The following is a 14,671-nucleotide window of genomic DNA, read 5'->3' as shown; positions in this document are numbered from 1 at the left end:
GGGCGGCTGACTGGCGATTATATCGCCGTGACGCTGCCAAAAGGCCCTGAAAATAACCCGCGAACAGGGCAAGGGACTAGGCCCTGTTACCGCTCTTGGGGTAACATGCGCGCCCATACGGACAATGAAAAATTGGCCATCCGGACAATGAAAGAAGAGAACACCATGCTACAGATTGGCAAGATGAACACCCTTACCGTAGTCGAACTCGAAGAGCGCGGCGCCTGGCTTGCGGCCGACGAATATGGCGAGCTGCTGCTGCCCAAACGCCAACTGCCGGAAGGGGTGGCCGAAGGCAGTGAGGTCAAGGTCTTCCTCTATCTGGATGCCGACTGCGAGCCGGTGATCACCACCGACAAGCCGTTTGCCATGGTGGACGACATCGTCGGCCTCAAGGTGGTCAATGCCAACAAGATCGGGGCCTTCCTCGACTGGGGCATGAAGAAGGATCTGTTCGTGCCGACCCGTGAGCAGAACAAGCCGATGCAGGTGGGCCACGTCTATCTGGTGCGGCTGATGCTCGATCACGAAGGCCGCATGGTAGGCACCAGCCGCCTCGAGCGCTTCCTGCGCACCGACAAGCCCCCCTTCAAGGCGGGTGACGAAGTGACTGCCCTGCCCGGCGAGCGCACGCCGCTCGGCATCAAGGCCATCGTCAACGGCGAATACGCCGGCATGCTGTTCAAGAACGAGGTGTTCGGCCGGGTCACCACGGGCCGGCCGCTGACCGCCTGGGTCAAGCAGGTGCGTGATGACGGCAAGCTGGACCTGACCCTGCAAAAGCCGGGCATGGCGCGGATGGACGATGCCGGCGAGCTGATCCTGGCCCGCCTCAAGAAGCAGGGCGGCAGCCTGGCGGTGGGTGACAAGAGCGAACCCGAGCTCATCTACAAGCTGCTCGGCATGAGCAAGGGCACCTTCAAGAAGGCCATCGGCGGCCTCTACAAGCAGGGCAAGATTGTGCTCGAGGACAACTGCATCACGCTCGTGGCTGCGGATAACGCGCCGGATGGCGAATAAGTGCCGAGCCCCTGCATTGGCCATTGCCAGGCGAAGGACGGCCTCTGTCTCGGCTGTGGCCGTACCCTGACCGAGATAGGTCGCTGGTCCGCCATGGACAGTGATGCCCAGCTGGCGGTGATGGCGCAGCTGGACGGTTCAACCAGCACCCATCGCTGCCCCGGCTGCGGTGAACCGGCCTTTTGCGCCGTGTCAGCCGGCGCGCCCATCGCCGAGTGCTGGTGCAGCCAGTTGCCGGCCCTGCCCATGGGGGAGGCCAGCGCCTGCTGGTGCCGCCGCTGTCTGGTCAAGGCCATGGCGGCCCGCCCCTGAGGGGCTTTGCAGAAAAGAGAAAGGCGCCGAGGGCGCCTTTTTCATGCCTGTTGCTGGCGGTGCCAGCGCACGTGGACATCGTGCTCATTGAGATGGCGGGGCAGCAGGAAGGTGGCGAAAATCACCTCAAACTCCTCCTGATGATCCAGCAAGCCGACCCACACCTCGACCCAGCGCTCCATGTCGACCGGCACACCGAGTTCGGCTGACCAGTCGGCGTTGGGCAGGGTCGCCTCGACGGCGCCACGCAGCTCAAACTCCAGGGTGATGTCGACGATTTGTTCGGGGGCCAGCATGTCTGCGGCCTGCTCAAGAAACTGATCATAGGCCCATTCGACCAGTTGATCCGGGGTACGCTGTTCCATGAAATCACTCCAGATACATCGAGGTTCGCTACTGTAGCAATTATTGGCGGTGGCGGCCAGACCAGTGGCCATGGTGTGCCGGGTCTGGGCAAGGGCGCCGGCAAAGGGGTATGGTTGAAGGGGGGATGGCCAAGGGAGAGGTGCCATGAAACGACGGACAAGGCGACAGCAGATCAAACGGCGGCGAGAGGCCTGGTGGTGGCACTATCTGCCGCTGCATCGGGGCACCGTCGGCGGCCATCTGGGCCCGCCGGCAGACGATCCGGCCACCGGCAGTTAAGCCTTGGCGGCCGGCTGGTCAATCGGCCTGATGCACCTTGTTGAGGGTGATCTGACCCAGCTGGCCCATCTGACGGCGGATCCAGGCCGAGCGCTGCTGGACGTAGGGTGAAGGAGGCTTGACCCGGTAGCGCCAGGGATTGGGCAGGGCGGCGGCCAGCAGGGAGGCCTCGTAGCGGGTCAAACGGGCGGCCGGTTTGCCGAAGTAGTGCCTGGCCGCGGCCTCGGCGCCGTAGATGCCGGGCCCGAACTCCACGATATTCAGGTACACCTCGAGGATGCGGGACTTGTCCCAGCCCAGCTCCATCAGCAGGGTGAACCAGGCCTCGATCCCCTTGCGCAGGAAGCTGCGATCGCTCCACATGAAGAGGTTCTTGGCGGTCTGCTGGCTGAGGGTGCTGGCGCCGCGCACCCGCTCGCTGTGCTGATTGTGCTTGAGGGCCGAGCTGATGGCATCCATGTCGAAGCCATTATGCTCGGCAAAGCGTTGATCTTCGGCGGCGACCACCGCCAGTTGCAGCTCGCGGGAGATCTGCTCGAGCGGCACCCAGTCGTGCTTCACCTCGGCTACCTTGGCCGGTGGAAACAGCGCCCGCTCGAGGCGCCAGGTCCACATGGGCGGATCGATGAAGCGCAACAAGGCCACCGAGACGATGGTGCTGAGCAGCGCCGCCAGCAGCAGTTTGCCAAGCCCGCTCAGCAGGCGTCTGGCGAGGGCGGGACGCACGGGGTCGGGCTCCGGTTCTGGCTCCCAGACGTAGTGGCTGGGATCATCGGGATCCGGAATTATTGGGGCAGCCATTCGATGTGGCAGAACTTCTCGTCAACACGGCGGGAGAGCAGCATGCGGGCGAACAGGTGCTCGTACTCTTCCTGTTCGTTGCCAAGCCCGATCCAGACTTCGGCATAGTCGGCGTCGCTGACTTCGAATCCCACGTCCGCTTCCCAGTCATCGGCCGGATCGGTTTCCGCCAGCAGGCCGCGATCGTTGAACTCCTGATTGAAGCGGGCAATCTCCTGCTCCGGCAGGTTGTCGGAGGCCAGCTCCATGAAGAGTTCCAGAGCGGTGTCGAGCAGTTCCTCGACGCTGTGCATTTCGTCGTTCAAAGACATAAGCGGTCTGTTCCAGCTGAAAATAAAAGAAAAACCCCGTCGGCAAGGCCGGCCGGTGGCGCGCGGTATTCTAGCTGGCCCCTGCTTGCTTGGCGAGTACGGCTGGCGGCACCGTGGCAATAAAAAACCGGATCCTGGCACAGGATCCGGTCTTCATTGGGGGAAGGGGTCACGCATAGGGCGTCAGCTCATCCCTTCTTGTCATCGGCGAAGGTGATGTTGAGCTCCAACACGGACAACTCATCACTCTTCTTGTCCAGCTGGACCGTGATCTTGTCAGGGTCGATCTGCACATATTTACGGATCACGTCGAGGATATCCTGCTTGAGCTGGGGCAGGTAATCCGGCCCCCCTCTGGATGAACGCTCGTGAGCCACGATGATCTGCAACCGCTCTTTGGCCAGTTGTGCGGTGCTCTGTTTCTTGTTGGAACGAAAATAATCCAATAATGACATGCTTAACTCCCGAACAGTCGGCTAAAGAAGCCCTTCTTTTCTTCTTCCAGAAAACGAAAATCCTTGGTGTCGCCCAGCAGGCGGGCAACGGCATCCTCATAGGCCTGACCGGCATCGGACTCCTTGTCCAGGATGACGGGTTCCCCCGAGTTGGAGGCACGCAGCACCGCCTGGGACTCCGGGATCACCCCGAGCAGTTTGATGGCCAGGATCTCCTGTACGTCCTGCACGCTCAGCATGTCGCCACGGTTGACGCGAGTAGGGCAGTAGCGGGTGAGCAGCAGGTGTTCCTTGATCGGATCTTCGCCACGCTCGGCGCGGCGGGACTTGGAGGCCAGGATGCCGAGGATGCGGTCCGAGTCGCGCACCGACGAGACTTCCGGGTTGGTGGTGACGATGGCCTCGTCGGCGAAGTAGAGCGCCATCAGGGCCCCCGCTTCGATCCCCGCCGGGGAGTCGCAGACGATGTAGTCGAACTTCATCTCGGTCAGCTGATCCAGGATCTTCTCGACCCCTTCACGGGTGAGGGCGTCCTTGTCCCGGGTCTGGGAGGCGGGCAGGATGAACAGGTTTTCGCAGCGCTTGTCCTTGATGAGGGCCTGGTTGAGGTTGGCCTCGCCATTGATGACGTTGACGAAGTCATACACCACGCGCCGTTCGCAGCCCATGATGAGGTCCAGATTTCTCAGACCAATGTCAAAATCGATGACCACGGTCTTGTGGCCACGCTGAGCTAAACCGGTACTCAGGGCCGCGCTGGTTGTGGTCTTGCCAACGCCACCTTTACCCGATGTAACGACTATGATTCGCGCCATTCTCGCTTCCTTGTAACTCTATTTGATACGGTCTATACGGAGTTGTTCGTTATCCAGCCGGACATGAACCGGCTGCTGGATGAGGCCGGCCGGCAGTGCATCGCTCAGCTGGAATGTGCCTGCGATGGAGAGCAGCTCGGCCTGCAATTGCTGGCAATAGATCCGTGCCTGGGGGTTTCCCTTGGCACCGGCAATGGCCCTGCCGCGCAGAGTGCCATAAATATGAATACTGTCGTCGGCGATCACTTCGGCGCCCGGACTGACCGAACCCAGCACCACCAGCGAGGTGCCGGCGGCATAGAGCTGCTGGCCGGATCGCACCGGGCCCACATGCACCTTGCTCGCTACCAGCGGAGCCGGCACGGCTTTCACCTCGACGATGGGTGCTGGTGCTGGTGCTGGTGCCGGTTCTGGCTGGGGTTGCGGCTCGGCTTTGCGGCTTTTGCCGGAGGCCATCACCGCCAGTCCGGCCGCCTTGGCGGCCGTCTTCATCGCCTCGCTCTGGGCCCCCGTGATCCCGACCAGCACGAAGTCTTCCGATTCCACCAGCTCCTTGAGCTGTTCGAAGTCGGGGATATCGGTGAGCCGTTCCACATTGATGACGAGGGGGGCACAATTAAAAAACTGGGGCGCCTGAGCCACTTTGGCCGCCAGCAACTGGCGGATCCGCTCAGGTTTGCCATCGCTGATATGCAACACAGAAATAGTGAAGGTGGTCCCTTTCAATTCGTTATCGCGCTCAACCATGAATCTTCCCCGAGACAGAGACGGTAATCCGTTATTGTTATTCAATTCCTGATGTTATAGTTTGCCATCCTCAGAGGCAATAAACCGGTTGGATTATATCAATTTCCATGTTGTGTGCAGTCTATAAAAGTCGCAAAAAAGCCGAGACCTATCTTTTTGTTGAAAGAAGAGAGGATTTTTCCCGCGTACCCGAGGTGCTGATGAGTGCATTCGGCCGTCCCGAACTGGTATTGATGACCAAACTGGACCCAGCCAAGCCCTTGGGGATCGCCTCCACCAGCCGGGTGATGGAGGCGCTGCAGAGCCAGGGTTTCTATCTGCAGGTGCCACCGCCACCGGAAAACCTGCTGGAACAACACAAGGCCCAATTAAAGGCCGAACGGAAATGAAGGGTCGGCTGGCTCTGTTATTGATAAGCGGGATCATCAGTTACCCGCTGCAGGCCAGCCCCGATTTTGAACATTATGTGACGGGTCTCAAACAAGAGGCCCTGGCCGCCGGGATCTCGCCGGTGACGGTCGCCACCGCCTTCGCCGATATTCACCTGATCGAGGTCGCCATCCGGCACGATAAAAATCAGCCGGAATTTAAACAGACCCTCGCCACTTATATTCCTCGCGCCGTGCCGCAATGGAAAGTCAATCAAGCCAAACGGCTATATCGTCAGTATTTGCCGCTGCTCACAAAAATAGGGGCGGAATATGATGTGCAACCGCGTTTTATTGTCGCCCTGTGGGGCATTGAAACCAATTTCGGCAAATTGACCGGCAAATATCCGCTGGTGTCGTCGCTGGCGACCCTGGCCTGGGAGGGGCGCCGTGAAGCCTTCTTCAAGGGGCAGTTGTTTGACGCCCTGCGCATTCTGGAGCAGCAGAAAATGGCGCCAGCCGATCTCAAGGGATCCTGGGCCGGTGCCATGGGGCAGGTGCAGTTCATGCCCTCGTCCTATCTCAAATATGCGGTCGATCAGGACGGGGACGGCAAGCAGGATCTGTGGGGCAATCTGGCGGATGTATTTGGTTCGGCAGCCAATTATCTTCATCAGAACGGCTGGCACGGGGATGAAACCTGGGGTCGTCGGGTGAGGGTGCCGGCAGGGCTGGATCCTGCGCTGGTCGGACTGGAGGAGACTCGGGCGCTGTCGGCATGGCAGGCCCTCGGAGTGCGCAAAGCGGATGGGGCAGACTTGCCGCGGGCATCGCTGCAGGCCTCGCTGGTGCAGCCTGATGGGGAGGGCGGGACAGCCTATCTTGCCTATCCCAATTATCGGGTGCTGCGCGACTGGAATCGCTCCCACTATTTCGTGGTGGCGGTGGGCACCCTGGCCGATCGTATCGTGGAATAATCGATCTCAGCAGCGCCAGATTTGCCGTGGTGGGCAAGCCATCAGCGTGGGAATAACGATCGGATGCGGCGAACTCGCCGGGTGAGGCGGGGCGGAATATCCAAACGACAGGCAATAAAAACGGCGGGAATTCCCGCCGCTTTTATTGTTGCCACGCCGACTTATTCGCAGGCGACTTGCATCACCTTGATGGCCAGGCCACCGCGGGAGGTTTCACGGTACTTGGAGTCCATGTCCTTGCCGGTGATGTACATGGTCTCGATGACCTTGTCCAGCGAGACACGCGGCTTGGAGGTGCGACGCAGCGCCATGCGGGAGGCGTTGACCGCCTTCATGGCGGCGATGGCGTTGCGCTCGATGCAGGGCACCTGCACCTGACCGGCGACCGGGTCACAGGTCAGACCCAGGTTGTGTTCCATGCCGATCTCGGCGGCTTCACAGACGTGCTCCGGGCTGCCGCCCATCAGCTCGGTCAGACCGGCGGCGGCCATGGAGCAGGAGACGCCCACTTCACCCTGACAGCCCACTTCGGCGCCGGAGATGGAGGCGTTCATCTTGTAGAGCATGCCGACGGCGGCGGCGGCCAGGTAGAAACGGGTGTAGTCGTCGCGGCCAACCGGCTGGATGAATTTGTCGTAGTAGGCCAGCACGGCCGGGATGATGCCGGCGGCACCGTTGGTCGGCGCGGTCACCACACGGCCACCGGCCGCGTTCTCTTCACTCACCGCCAGGGCGAACATGTTGACCCAGTCCACGATGTTCATCGGATCGTTGGAGAGGTTCTCGTTGGTGGTCAGCTGACGATAGAGCGGTGCGGCGCGGCGCGGTACGCGCAGCGGGCCGGCGAGAACGCCTTCGGTGCGGCAGCCACGCTCGATCCCTTCACGCATGGTGGTCCAGATCTTGCCAAGCTTCTTGTAGATCTCTTCCGGGGTATTGAAGCACTTCTCGTTCTCCATCATCAGGGCGGAGATGGAGAGGCCGGTCTGGCTGCAGTGGGCGATAAGCTCGGCCGCGCTCTTGAACGGGTAGCTGACGGACATGTCGCCGCTGTCGGCCTTGCCGAAGTTCTCTTCGTCAACGATGAAGCCACCGCCGATGGAGTAGTAGGTCTTGCTGTAGACGGCAGCATCTTCGATGAAGGCGGTCAGCTTCATGCCGTTTTCATGCAGCGGCAGGGCTTCGTCATGGAACACCATGGCATCGCGCGGGAAGCTGACGGTATGGCAGTGCAGGCCGATGGGCAGACGACCGGTCTGCTCGACGCGGGAGATGAACTCGGGGATGCCGTCGATGTCGACATTTTCCGGCAGGTTGCCTGCCAGACCCATGATGATAGCGGTATCGGTGTGGTGACCTTTGCCGGTCCAGGAGAGTGAGCCGTAGACATCGACCTGGATCCGGGTGATGTCACGGATCTTGCCGCCTGCACGCAGTTCATCCACGAACTGTTTGGCTGCTTTCATCGGGCCGACAGTGTGGGAAGAGGAGGGGCCAACACCGATTTTGAAGATATCAAAAACGCTGATCATGTAACAATTACCTCAGGATAGAAGGGGGCGCCATGCCCACTCGCAGAAACGGGGTGATCCATGGGACGAGGGCGTCGTCGCCGAGGTCAATGAACCAGATAACCACAGTGTAACGGCTCAAAGCCCAAAAAAAGTTGAAATAGATCTATTTTTGTTGAATCAGAGCGGCGAGTATAAAATTTATTTTGATGCTTATCCATTTTGTTAAGCGTTTGCCCATAAAAATACCCGACAATGCCGGGTATTTAGGAACCAAATGGAGCAAGTTACCGATTTTTAACACTCGGTAATGTTAACCGCCAGGCCGCCGCGGGCAGTTTCCTTGTATTTGGTCTTCATGTCGTTGCCGGTTTCCCACATGGTCTTGATCACCTTATCCAGCGACACCTTGTGCTCGCCGGTACCGCGCAGGGCCAGGCGCGCGGCGTTGATCGCCTTGACCGCGCCCATGGCGTTGCGCTCGATGCAGGGCACCTGCACCTGGCCACCCACTGGATCACAGGTAAGCCCCAGGTTGTGTTCCATGCCGATCTCGGCGGCGTTTTCGACAATCGCCGGACTGCCGCCCAGGATTTCGGTCAGCGCCCCCGCCGCCATGGAGCAGGCGACGCCCACCTCGCCCTGGCAGCCTACCTCGGCGCCGGAGAGCGATGCGTTCTTCTTGTAGAGGATGCCGATGGCGGCGGCGGCGAGGAAGTAGCTCAGCAGCAGCTCATCATCCACCTTGCGTACGAAGCGATCGTAATAGTGCAGCACGGCGGGGATGATGCCGGCGGCGCCGTTGGTGGGGGCGGTCACCACCCGGCCGCCGGCGGCGTTCTCCTCGTTGACGGCCAGCGCAAACAGATCCACCCACTCCATCACCATCAGCGGATCCTTGTTGAAATTGGTCTCGCAGCTGAGCTGGCGATAGAGCGCCGGGGCCCGCCGTTTCACCTTGAGGCCGCCGGGCAGCACCCCCTCGCTGCGGCAACCACGCTCGACGCAGCCCTGCATGGCCTGCCAGATCTTGCGCAGGCCCGCCTTGATCTCGGCTTCGGTGCGAAACACCTTCTCGTTGGCCAGCATCACCCCGGAGATGGAGAGGCCGCTCTCCTGGCAGTGGGCCAGCAACTGGGCGCCGCTCTCGAACGGGTAGGGGATGGGGTGGGCTGCATCGAAGCGGGCGGCCTCCTCCTTGGCATTGGCGAAGTGGCTCTCCTCGATGATGAAACCGCCGCCGATGGAGTAGTAGGTCTGGCTAAACAGCAGCTGTTCCCCGGCAAAGGCGCGCAGGGTCATGCCGTTGGAGTGGGCGGGCAGGGTCTTGCGCCGGTTGAAGATGATGGCGCCGCTGCGGGCAAACTGGCTCGGCTGTTCACCCGCCAGCAGCAGCGACTGGCTGCGCTCTACCTCGGTCAAAAAGGCGGGGATGGCTTCGATGTCCACCGACTCGGGTTCGAAACCGGCCAGTCCCAGGATGATGGCCTTGCCGGTGCCGTGGCCCTTGCCGGTCTGGCCGAGCGAGCCGTAGCACTCCACTTCTACCCGTTGGGTGCTGGACAGCACTCCCTGCTGCTTGAGCGCGTTGACAAAGGCGTAGGAGGCGCGCATCGGCCCCACGGTATGAGAAGAAGAGGGACCGATCCCGATGGAAAACAGGTCGAAGACACTGATCATGACACCACTCCGATTATGGGTTTCGTCTAAATATTGTAAATTTTTTGTAGTCGATGGAAAGCGGGAAAACCGAGGGGTGTGATGGCGGCACGCAAATGAAAGCAAGGATGGGCTGCAAAGAGGAGGGCGGTTTGCGCCAAAAAAAGAAGGAGCAGCCCGAGGGCGGCTCCTTTGTGCGTGTTCAGGCAAGGGTTGCCGGCGGTTTAATCGAGAAACTCGCACAGATAGGCGGTGGGGGTCTTCACTTCCAGCTTGAAGGAGGAGTGGCCGGCCACGTCGAAGGATTGACCCTGCTCATAGGTGTGCCATTCGTCTTCGTCGGCCAGCTGGATGGTGAGCGCACCCTTGACCACCGTCATCCGCTCGGGGGCGGCGGTATTGAACTGGTAGTGACCGGCTTCCATCACACCCACGGTGGCTTTGTCGCCTTTTTGCTCGAAACCGATGGATTTTACATTTCCATCAAAATACTCGTTAACTTTCAGCATGTTTTCATCCCTGTATGCACGTTTGCCCAGCCAAAGTAGCACAATCTTTTGCCAGTTGTCATGAATAAAGCGGGAAAAATCGCCGTGAGCCTTTTGAATCTTTACTTTGTTGCAAACTTATCAATAACTCCCGTTAACGATTTGACGATTTAAAACAGCGAATAAATATGAGATAAAGCGCGCGCTCAGGGGAATGGACAGCTGTTCATCCCCTGTTTGGTTGATTGCACTGGGAAAGTGCGAATATTTGCTACTTAAAGGAACATTCTGTGTTAACAAAAGGACTCATTAAGAACGTTGGCTTCCAGGTAGTGGTCGCCATGGTGCTGGGGGCACTGGTAGGGGCGTTCATGGGTGAACAAGCCACCGTGTTTGCGCCGCTCGGTACTCTCTTCATCCAGCTGATCAAGATGCTGGTGATCCCGCTGGTGGCGGTGGCCATCCTGTCGGGGGCGGCCAACCTCGGCGCCAGCCCGGCGGCGGGCAAGATTGGCGTCACCACGCTGGCCTTCTTCCTCGGTACTTCGGCGCTGGCGGTACTGCTGGCCCTGGTGATGGGGCAGATCTTCAAGCCCGGTGTCGGGGTCGAGTTCGGCTCCATGGCCTCCATGTTCTCCGGTGACTATGCCGACAAGGGCGCGCTGCCCGATGCGGTCGCCACCCTGCTCGGGATGATCCCGACCAACGTCTTCCAGTCGCTCAACGAAGCCAACATCCTGCAGATCCTGGTGTTCTGCATGTTCCTCGGCATCGCCCTGGCCAAGCAACCCCGCGAGCGGGCCAAGCCGCTGGTGGACGGCCTCAACACCCTGGTGGATGCCTTCGTCTGGATGATCAACAAGGTGATGCTGATCGCGCCGCTCGGCGTGTTCGGCCTGATGGCCGATGCCATCGGCACCTACGGTTTCGACGTGCTGACCCTGGTGCTCAAGCTGTTCGTGGTCTATCTGGCTGCCATCCTGATCTTCGCCTTCGTGGTCTATCCGCTGCTGATCGTGCTGTTCTCCAACACGCCAGTACGCAAGTATCTGTCTGCCATGAAGAAGCCGCAGATCGTTGCCTTCTCCACCGCCTCTTCCATGGCAACCCTGCCGGTCAACATGGAGACCTGCGAGGAAGAGCTGAAGGTAACCAATGCCACGGCCTCTTTCGTGCTGCCGCTGGGCGCCACCATCAACATGAGCGGCAACGCCATCTATTACGGTCTGGTTGCCATCTTCTTCGCCCAGGTCTACCAGATCGATCTCTCCATGGGGGCCTGGGTCGCCATCATAGTGACCGCCACCCTGGGGGCCATCGGCCAGGCCGGTGTGCCGGGCCCGAGCTTCCTGGTGGTCGCCGTGCTGCTGGCCGCCGGGATCCCCATCGAGGGGCTGCCGTTGTTGTTTGCGCTGGATCGCCTGTTCGACATGATCCGTACCGCCCTCAACATTACCGGTGATGCGGCCTGCGCCGTCATCGTCGACCGCTACAGCCCGGATTACGATCCGGACCGCTGGAACAAATAATCCAGCAGCAATGAACAAGGGGCCCGTGGGCCCCTTTCTTTATGTTTGTTGCTGTGACCGTCAGCCGAGCTGAGCGAGTGCCTGCTGGCAGCGCTGCTCGGCGGCGTCCAGCTCCAGCAGCACCATCTTGATGTCTTCCAGTTGCTGCTGGAGGGTCTCCCGCTTGTCGGCCACCAGCCCCAGCATGGTCTGCAGCTGGGTACGGCTGCTCTTGTCCGCATCGTAGAGATCGAACAGATCGCGGATATCCGCCAGGCTGAAGCCCAGTCGCTTGCCGCGCAGGGTCAGCTTGAGCCGCACTCTGTCCTGCCGACTGTAGATCCGGGTCTGTCCCTGACGGGCAGGATTCAAAAGTCCCTGATCTTCATAAAAACGAATACTTCGGGTCGTAACATCAAATTCACGGGCCAGTTCGCTGATGCTGTAGGTCCGCGTGTCATCCTTGGTTCGGTTCATGGCGCTATCTTGGCTGTCAATCCTGGCTGGCACCTTACCCAAACGTCAACTGCCCCGCAAGTCTTGTTCCCGCAGCGGCGGCAGCATATGTTATTCCAATGTAACAAGGAGAGTGCAATTGATGGATATCGTGATTGTTGCGGCCAAACGTACCCCCATGGGGGCCTTCCAGGGAGCCCTGGCCAACCTGACGGCTCCCGAGCTAGGCGCCTGTGCCATTGCTGCGGCCATGGCAGAGGTGGGGCTCCGGGGAGAGCAGATAGATGAAGCCTATCTGGGCAACGTGCTGAGTGCCGGGGTCGGCCAGGCACCCGCCCGTCAGGCGGTGCTGAAGGCGGGTCTGCCGGACAGCATCCCCTGCTCCACGGTCAACAAGGTGTGCGGCTCCGGCATGAAGGCGGTGATGCTGGCGGCCGATGGCTTGCGGCTCGGCGACACGAACGTGGTGATCGCCGGCGGGATGGAGAGCATGAGCCGTGCCCCCTATCTGCTCGACAAGGCGCGCAGCGGTTTTCGGATGGGACACCAGAGCGTGCTCGATCACATGTTCCTCGACGGGCTGCAGGATGCCTACGAAGGGCAACTGATGGGGCATTATGCCCAACTGAGTGCCGATCGCGCCGGGTTGACTCGTGCCGACATGGATGCTTTTGCCATCGCATCGCTGGAGCGGGCGCTGGCGGCCCAGCGCAGCGGTGCCTTTGCGGCGGAACTGGCGCCGGTGATGGCCGGAGATGTCCTGCTGCTGGCGGAGGATGAGCAGCCTGCCAAGGCCAGGCCCGAGAAGATCCCCCAGCTCAAGCCTGCCTTCAGCAAGACGGGCACCATCACGGCGGCCAATGCCAGCTCCATCTCGGACGGGGCGGCTGCGCTGATCCTGATGCGCTCCGACACTGCTGCGCAGCTGGGGCTGCCGGTGCTGGCACGACTGGTGGGTTATCAGAGCCACGCAGCCCTGCCCGCCGAGTTTACCAGCGCGCCGATCGGGGCCATCAAGGGCCTGCTGGCCAAGGTGGGTTGGCGGGTGGAGGAGGTGGACTTGTTCGAGGTCAACGAGGCGTTTGCCATGGTCAGCCTGCTGGCGATGGCCGGTTGCCAGCTGCCCCATGACAAGGTCAACGTGAACGGCGGTGCCTGCGCGCTCGGTCATCCGCTGGGGGCGAGTGGCGCTAGGATCCTGGTGACCCTGATCCATGCTCTGCGCGAACGCGGTCTCACACGCGGGGTGGCCAGTCTGTGTATCGGCGGCGGGGAGGCGACGGCGGTCGCCATCGAGCTGGGTTAATCTGTCTCCGCCATCGCCTGGAGTTGCTGGTTGACCCAGGCGGTGGCAGTCAGATAGAGCTGGCTGACCTTCTCTTCATTGAGCCCGAGCCGGGCCGTTCTGGCCGTGATCCGCTGCCAGTTCGCACTCTCGTAATCTTCGCAAAACGACAGATAGAACCCCAGGTTGCCCTTGCGTTCCAGCAGGGCGACCCGGATCTCCTCGATCAGCGGAATGGTGCCGAGCAGCTTGTCCATCGGCTGTTCCATCAACACATCGAGCAGGGAGAAGAGGCCGGTGATGAAGGCCTGCTGGGCTTCCTGGGTCGGCGCATGGGTGTGTGCCAGCAGTTCGCAGAAGCGGGCCCGGATCATCGACATCTGATAGAGTTCGGCACTCTTGCCGTGACCGGCGCTGGTGGCGGCCACCAGGGTCACGAAGCGTTTGAGCTGGGTGTGGCCGAGATAGACCGCCGCCTGGCGAAAGGAGGAGATGGGGTTGGCGTGGCTCTTGAGGTGGTTGACGTAACGCAGCAGCTTGAGGGACAGGGAGATGTCCTGACTCAGCAGCTGTTCAATGCGGTTGAGGTCGGGCTCGGGCTGGTTGACCACGTTGAGCAGTTGCATCACCACCACCTGGGCCGGCTCCATGGTCGCCTGTTTGACCATCTCGGGTCGACTGAAGAAGAAGCCCTGGAACAGGTCGATACCAAGGCGCTTGACCCGTTCAAACTCCGCCTTGTCTTCTACCTTCTCCGCCAGATAGGTGAGCTTGAGCTGCTGATGCTGCTGGATGAACACCTTGATCTGCAGCAGCGACGTGGCGCGCAGATCGAACTTGATGATGTGGATGTAGGGGAGGAAGCGCTCCCAGTCCGGCGACAGGGTGAAGTCGTCGAGGGCGAGCTGATAGCCCAGCCCGTGCAACTGCTTCACCTTGGCCAGCAGCGCATCGTCGGGATCGGCATCTTCCAGGATCTCGATCACCACCTTCTCCGGCGGCAGACACTCGGCCAGCCCTTCCAGCAGCAGCGAATGAGGGAAGTTGATGAAGCAGGGGCGGCCGCCGAGCAGCTGATCGATGTTCTGTTGCAGAAACTGTTCGACCACCAGTCTGGCGGTGGCTTGCTGGGAGGAGATGGGGGGGAACACGTTATCCAGACTGTCGCGAAACAGCAGCTCATAGGCGTGGGTGTTCAACTCCCGATCCAGGATGGGCTGCCTTGCTACGTATGAATACATGCATCTCTCCAGCGTGTGTACTGGATTGATTTTATTGTGAAGCCGCGCACTATGCCAGCGCTTGGAAGCCAG

General features: G+C 60.7%; 18 protein-coding genes. 7 read left to right on the top strand and 11 right to left on the bottom strand.

What is annotated here, in order from left to right:
* Positions 1-147 precede the first annotated feature (147 nt).
* Positions 148-1,020: a CvfB family protein gene (locus OKC44_RS10065; RefSeq protein ID WP_039214397.1), complete on the top strand. Its 873-nt coding sequence runs from the start codon at positions 148-150 to the stop codon at positions 1,018-1,020.
* Complete coding sequence (locus OKC44_RS10060) at positions 1,021-1,332, top strand: DUF1289 domain-containing protein (protein WP_270812608.1); 312 nt, start codon at positions 1,021-1,023, stop codon at positions 1,330-1,332.
* 41 nt (positions 1,333-1,373) lie between these two features.
* Here the strand turns inward: OKC44_RS10060 and OKC44_RS10055 are convergent, their stop codons facing one another.
* Positions 1,374-1,697: an HI1450 family dsDNA-mimic protein gene (locus OKC44_RS10055; RefSeq protein WP_270812606.1), complete on the bottom strand. Its 324-nt coding sequence runs from the start codon at positions 1,695-1,697 to the stop codon at positions 1,374-1,376.
* Between the two features lie 145 nt (positions 1,698-1,842).
* Between OKC44_RS10055 and OKC44_RS10050 the strand changes: the two genes are divergently transcribed.
* Positions 1,843-1,977 (top strand): hypothetical protein, encoded by a 135-nt coding sequence (locus tag OKC44_RS10050; protein ID WP_270812604.1) that lies wholly within the window; start codon positions 1,843-1,845, stop codon positions 1,975-1,977.
* Between the two features lie 18 nt (positions 1,978-1,995).
* On the opposite strand, the gene mtgA is transcribed toward OKC44_RS10050, so the two are convergent.
* The 5 genes from mtgA to minC all read right to left on the bottom strand — a co-directional run bounded on the left by mtgA (position 1,996) and on the right by minC (position 5,106).
* Positions 1,996-2,703, bottom strand: a complete 708-nt coding sequence (mtgA, locus tag OKC44_RS10045; RefSeq protein WP_270812747.1) for a monofunctional biosynthetic peptidoglycan transglycosylase — start codon at positions 2,701-2,703, stop codon at positions 1,996-1,998.
* Positions 2,704-2,762: 59 nt separating this feature from the next.
* Positions 2,763-3,089: an HI1450 family dsDNA-mimic protein gene (locus OKC44_RS10040; RefSeq protein ID WP_016350836.1), complete on the bottom strand. Its 327-nt coding sequence runs from the start codon at positions 3,087-3,089 to the stop codon at positions 2,763-2,765.
* A gap of 188 nt (positions 3,090-3,277) precedes the next feature.
* On the bottom strand, positions 3,278-3,544 hold the full coding sequence (minE, locus tag OKC44_RS10035) for a cell division topological specificity factor MinE (RefSeq protein ID WP_011705991.1): 267 nt from the start codon (positions 3,542-3,544) through the stop codon (positions 3,278-3,280).
* A 2-nt stretch (positions 3,545-3,546) separates the two neighbouring features.
* Positions 3,547-4,359 carry a septum site-determining protein MinD gene (minD, locus tag OKC44_RS10030; protein ID WP_011705992.1) on the bottom strand — a complete coding sequence of 271 codons (813 nt, stop codon included), beginning with the start codon at positions 4,357-4,359 and terminating at the stop codon, positions 3,547-3,549.
* A gap of 18 nt (positions 4,360-4,377) precedes the next feature.
* The gene (gene minC, locus OKC44_RS10025; RefSeq protein WP_139705392.1) at positions 4,378-5,106 is read right to left on the bottom strand and encodes a septum site-determining protein MinC; all 729 of its coding nucleotides are present in this window, start codon (positions 5,104-5,106) and stop codon (positions 4,378-4,380) included.
* A gap of 107 nt (positions 5,107-5,213) precedes the next feature.
* Between minC and OKC44_RS10020 the strand changes: the two genes are divergently transcribed.
* Both OKC44_RS10020 and OKC44_RS10015 read left to right on the top strand, forming a co-directional pair.
* Entirely contained in the window at positions 5,214-5,495 is a 282-nt protein-coding gene (locus tag OKC44_RS10020) for a YcgL domain-containing protein (protein WP_045789686.1), read from the top strand.
* Positions 5,492-6,451 (top strand): lytic murein transglycosylase, encoded by a 960-nt coding sequence (locus tag OKC44_RS10015; RefSeq protein ID WP_045789687.1) that lies wholly within the window; start codon positions 5,492-5,494, stop codon positions 6,449-6,451. The genes OKC44_RS10020 and OKC44_RS10015 overlap by 4 nt, the downstream gene beginning before the upstream one ends.
* A 161-nt stretch (positions 6,452-6,612) precedes the next feature.
* Here the strand turns inward: OKC44_RS10015 and OKC44_RS10010 are convergent, their stop codons facing one another.
* From OKC44_RS10010 to ppnP, 3 genes are all read right to left on the bottom strand, one after another.
* On the bottom strand, positions 6,613-7,983 hold the full coding sequence (locus tag OKC44_RS10010; protein WP_011705996.1) for an L-serine ammonia-lyase: 1,371 nt from the start codon (positions 7,981-7,983) through the stop codon (positions 6,613-6,615).
* Between the two features lie 276 nt (positions 7,984-8,259).
* On the bottom strand, positions 8,260-9,642 hold the full coding sequence (locus OKC44_RS10005) for an L-serine ammonia-lyase (RefSeq protein WP_244089825.1): 1,383 nt from the start codon (positions 9,640-9,642) through the stop codon (positions 8,260-8,262).
* 203 nt (positions 9,643-9,845) lie between these two features.
* A complete protein-coding gene (ppnP, locus tag OKC44_RS10000; RefSeq protein ID WP_010633884.1) occupies positions 9,846-10,130 on the bottom strand; it encodes a pyrimidine/purine nucleoside phosphorylase in 285 nt (94 codons plus the stop codon).
* Positions 10,131-10,399: 269 nt separating this feature from the next.
* Here ppnP and OKC44_RS09995 point away from each other — a divergent pair, with 269 nt between their 5' ends.
* Positions 10,400-11,638 carry a dicarboxylate/amino acid:cation symporter gene (locus OKC44_RS09995; RefSeq protein WP_270812591.1) on the top strand — a complete coding sequence of 413 codons (1,239 nt, stop codon included), beginning with the start codon at positions 10,400-10,402 and terminating at the stop codon, positions 11,636-11,638.
* 60 nt (positions 11,639-11,698) lie between these two features.
* On the opposite strand, the gene OKC44_RS09990 is transcribed toward OKC44_RS09995, so the two are convergent.
* Complete coding sequence (locus OKC44_RS09990; protein ID WP_016350830.1) at positions 11,699-12,094, bottom strand: MerR family transcriptional regulator; 396 nt, start codon at positions 12,092-12,094, stop codon at positions 11,699-11,701.
* Positions 12,095-12,215: 121 nt separating this feature from the next.
* Between OKC44_RS09990 and OKC44_RS09985 the strand changes: the two genes are divergently transcribed.
* The gene (locus OKC44_RS09985; RefSeq protein ID WP_168754745.1) at positions 12,216-13,379 is read left to right on the top strand and encodes a thiolase family protein; all 1,164 of its coding nucleotides are present in this window, start codon (positions 12,216-12,218) and stop codon (positions 13,377-13,379) included.
* Here OKC44_RS09985 and OKC44_RS09980 read toward each other — a convergent pair.
* Positions 13,376-14,599 carry an EAL and HDOD domain-containing protein gene (locus OKC44_RS09980; protein ID WP_024945326.1) on the bottom strand — a complete coding sequence of 408 codons (1,224 nt, stop codon included), beginning with the start codon at positions 14,597-14,599 and terminating at the stop codon, positions 13,376-13,378. The two genes, OKC44_RS09985 and OKC44_RS09980, sit on opposite strands and share 4 nt — an antisense overlap.
* Between the last annotated feature and the right edge of the window lie 72 nt (positions 14,600-14,671).

The organism is Aeromonas sp. S41-2, assembly GCF_027705845.1.
GTDB classification, from domain to species: Bacteria; Pseudomonadota; Gammaproteobacteria; order Enterobacterales; family Aeromonadaceae; genus Aeromonas; species Aeromonas hydrophila.
The sequence above is the reverse complement of the archived record's forward strand: the minus strand, read 5'-3'. Positions and strand labels throughout refer to the sequence as shown.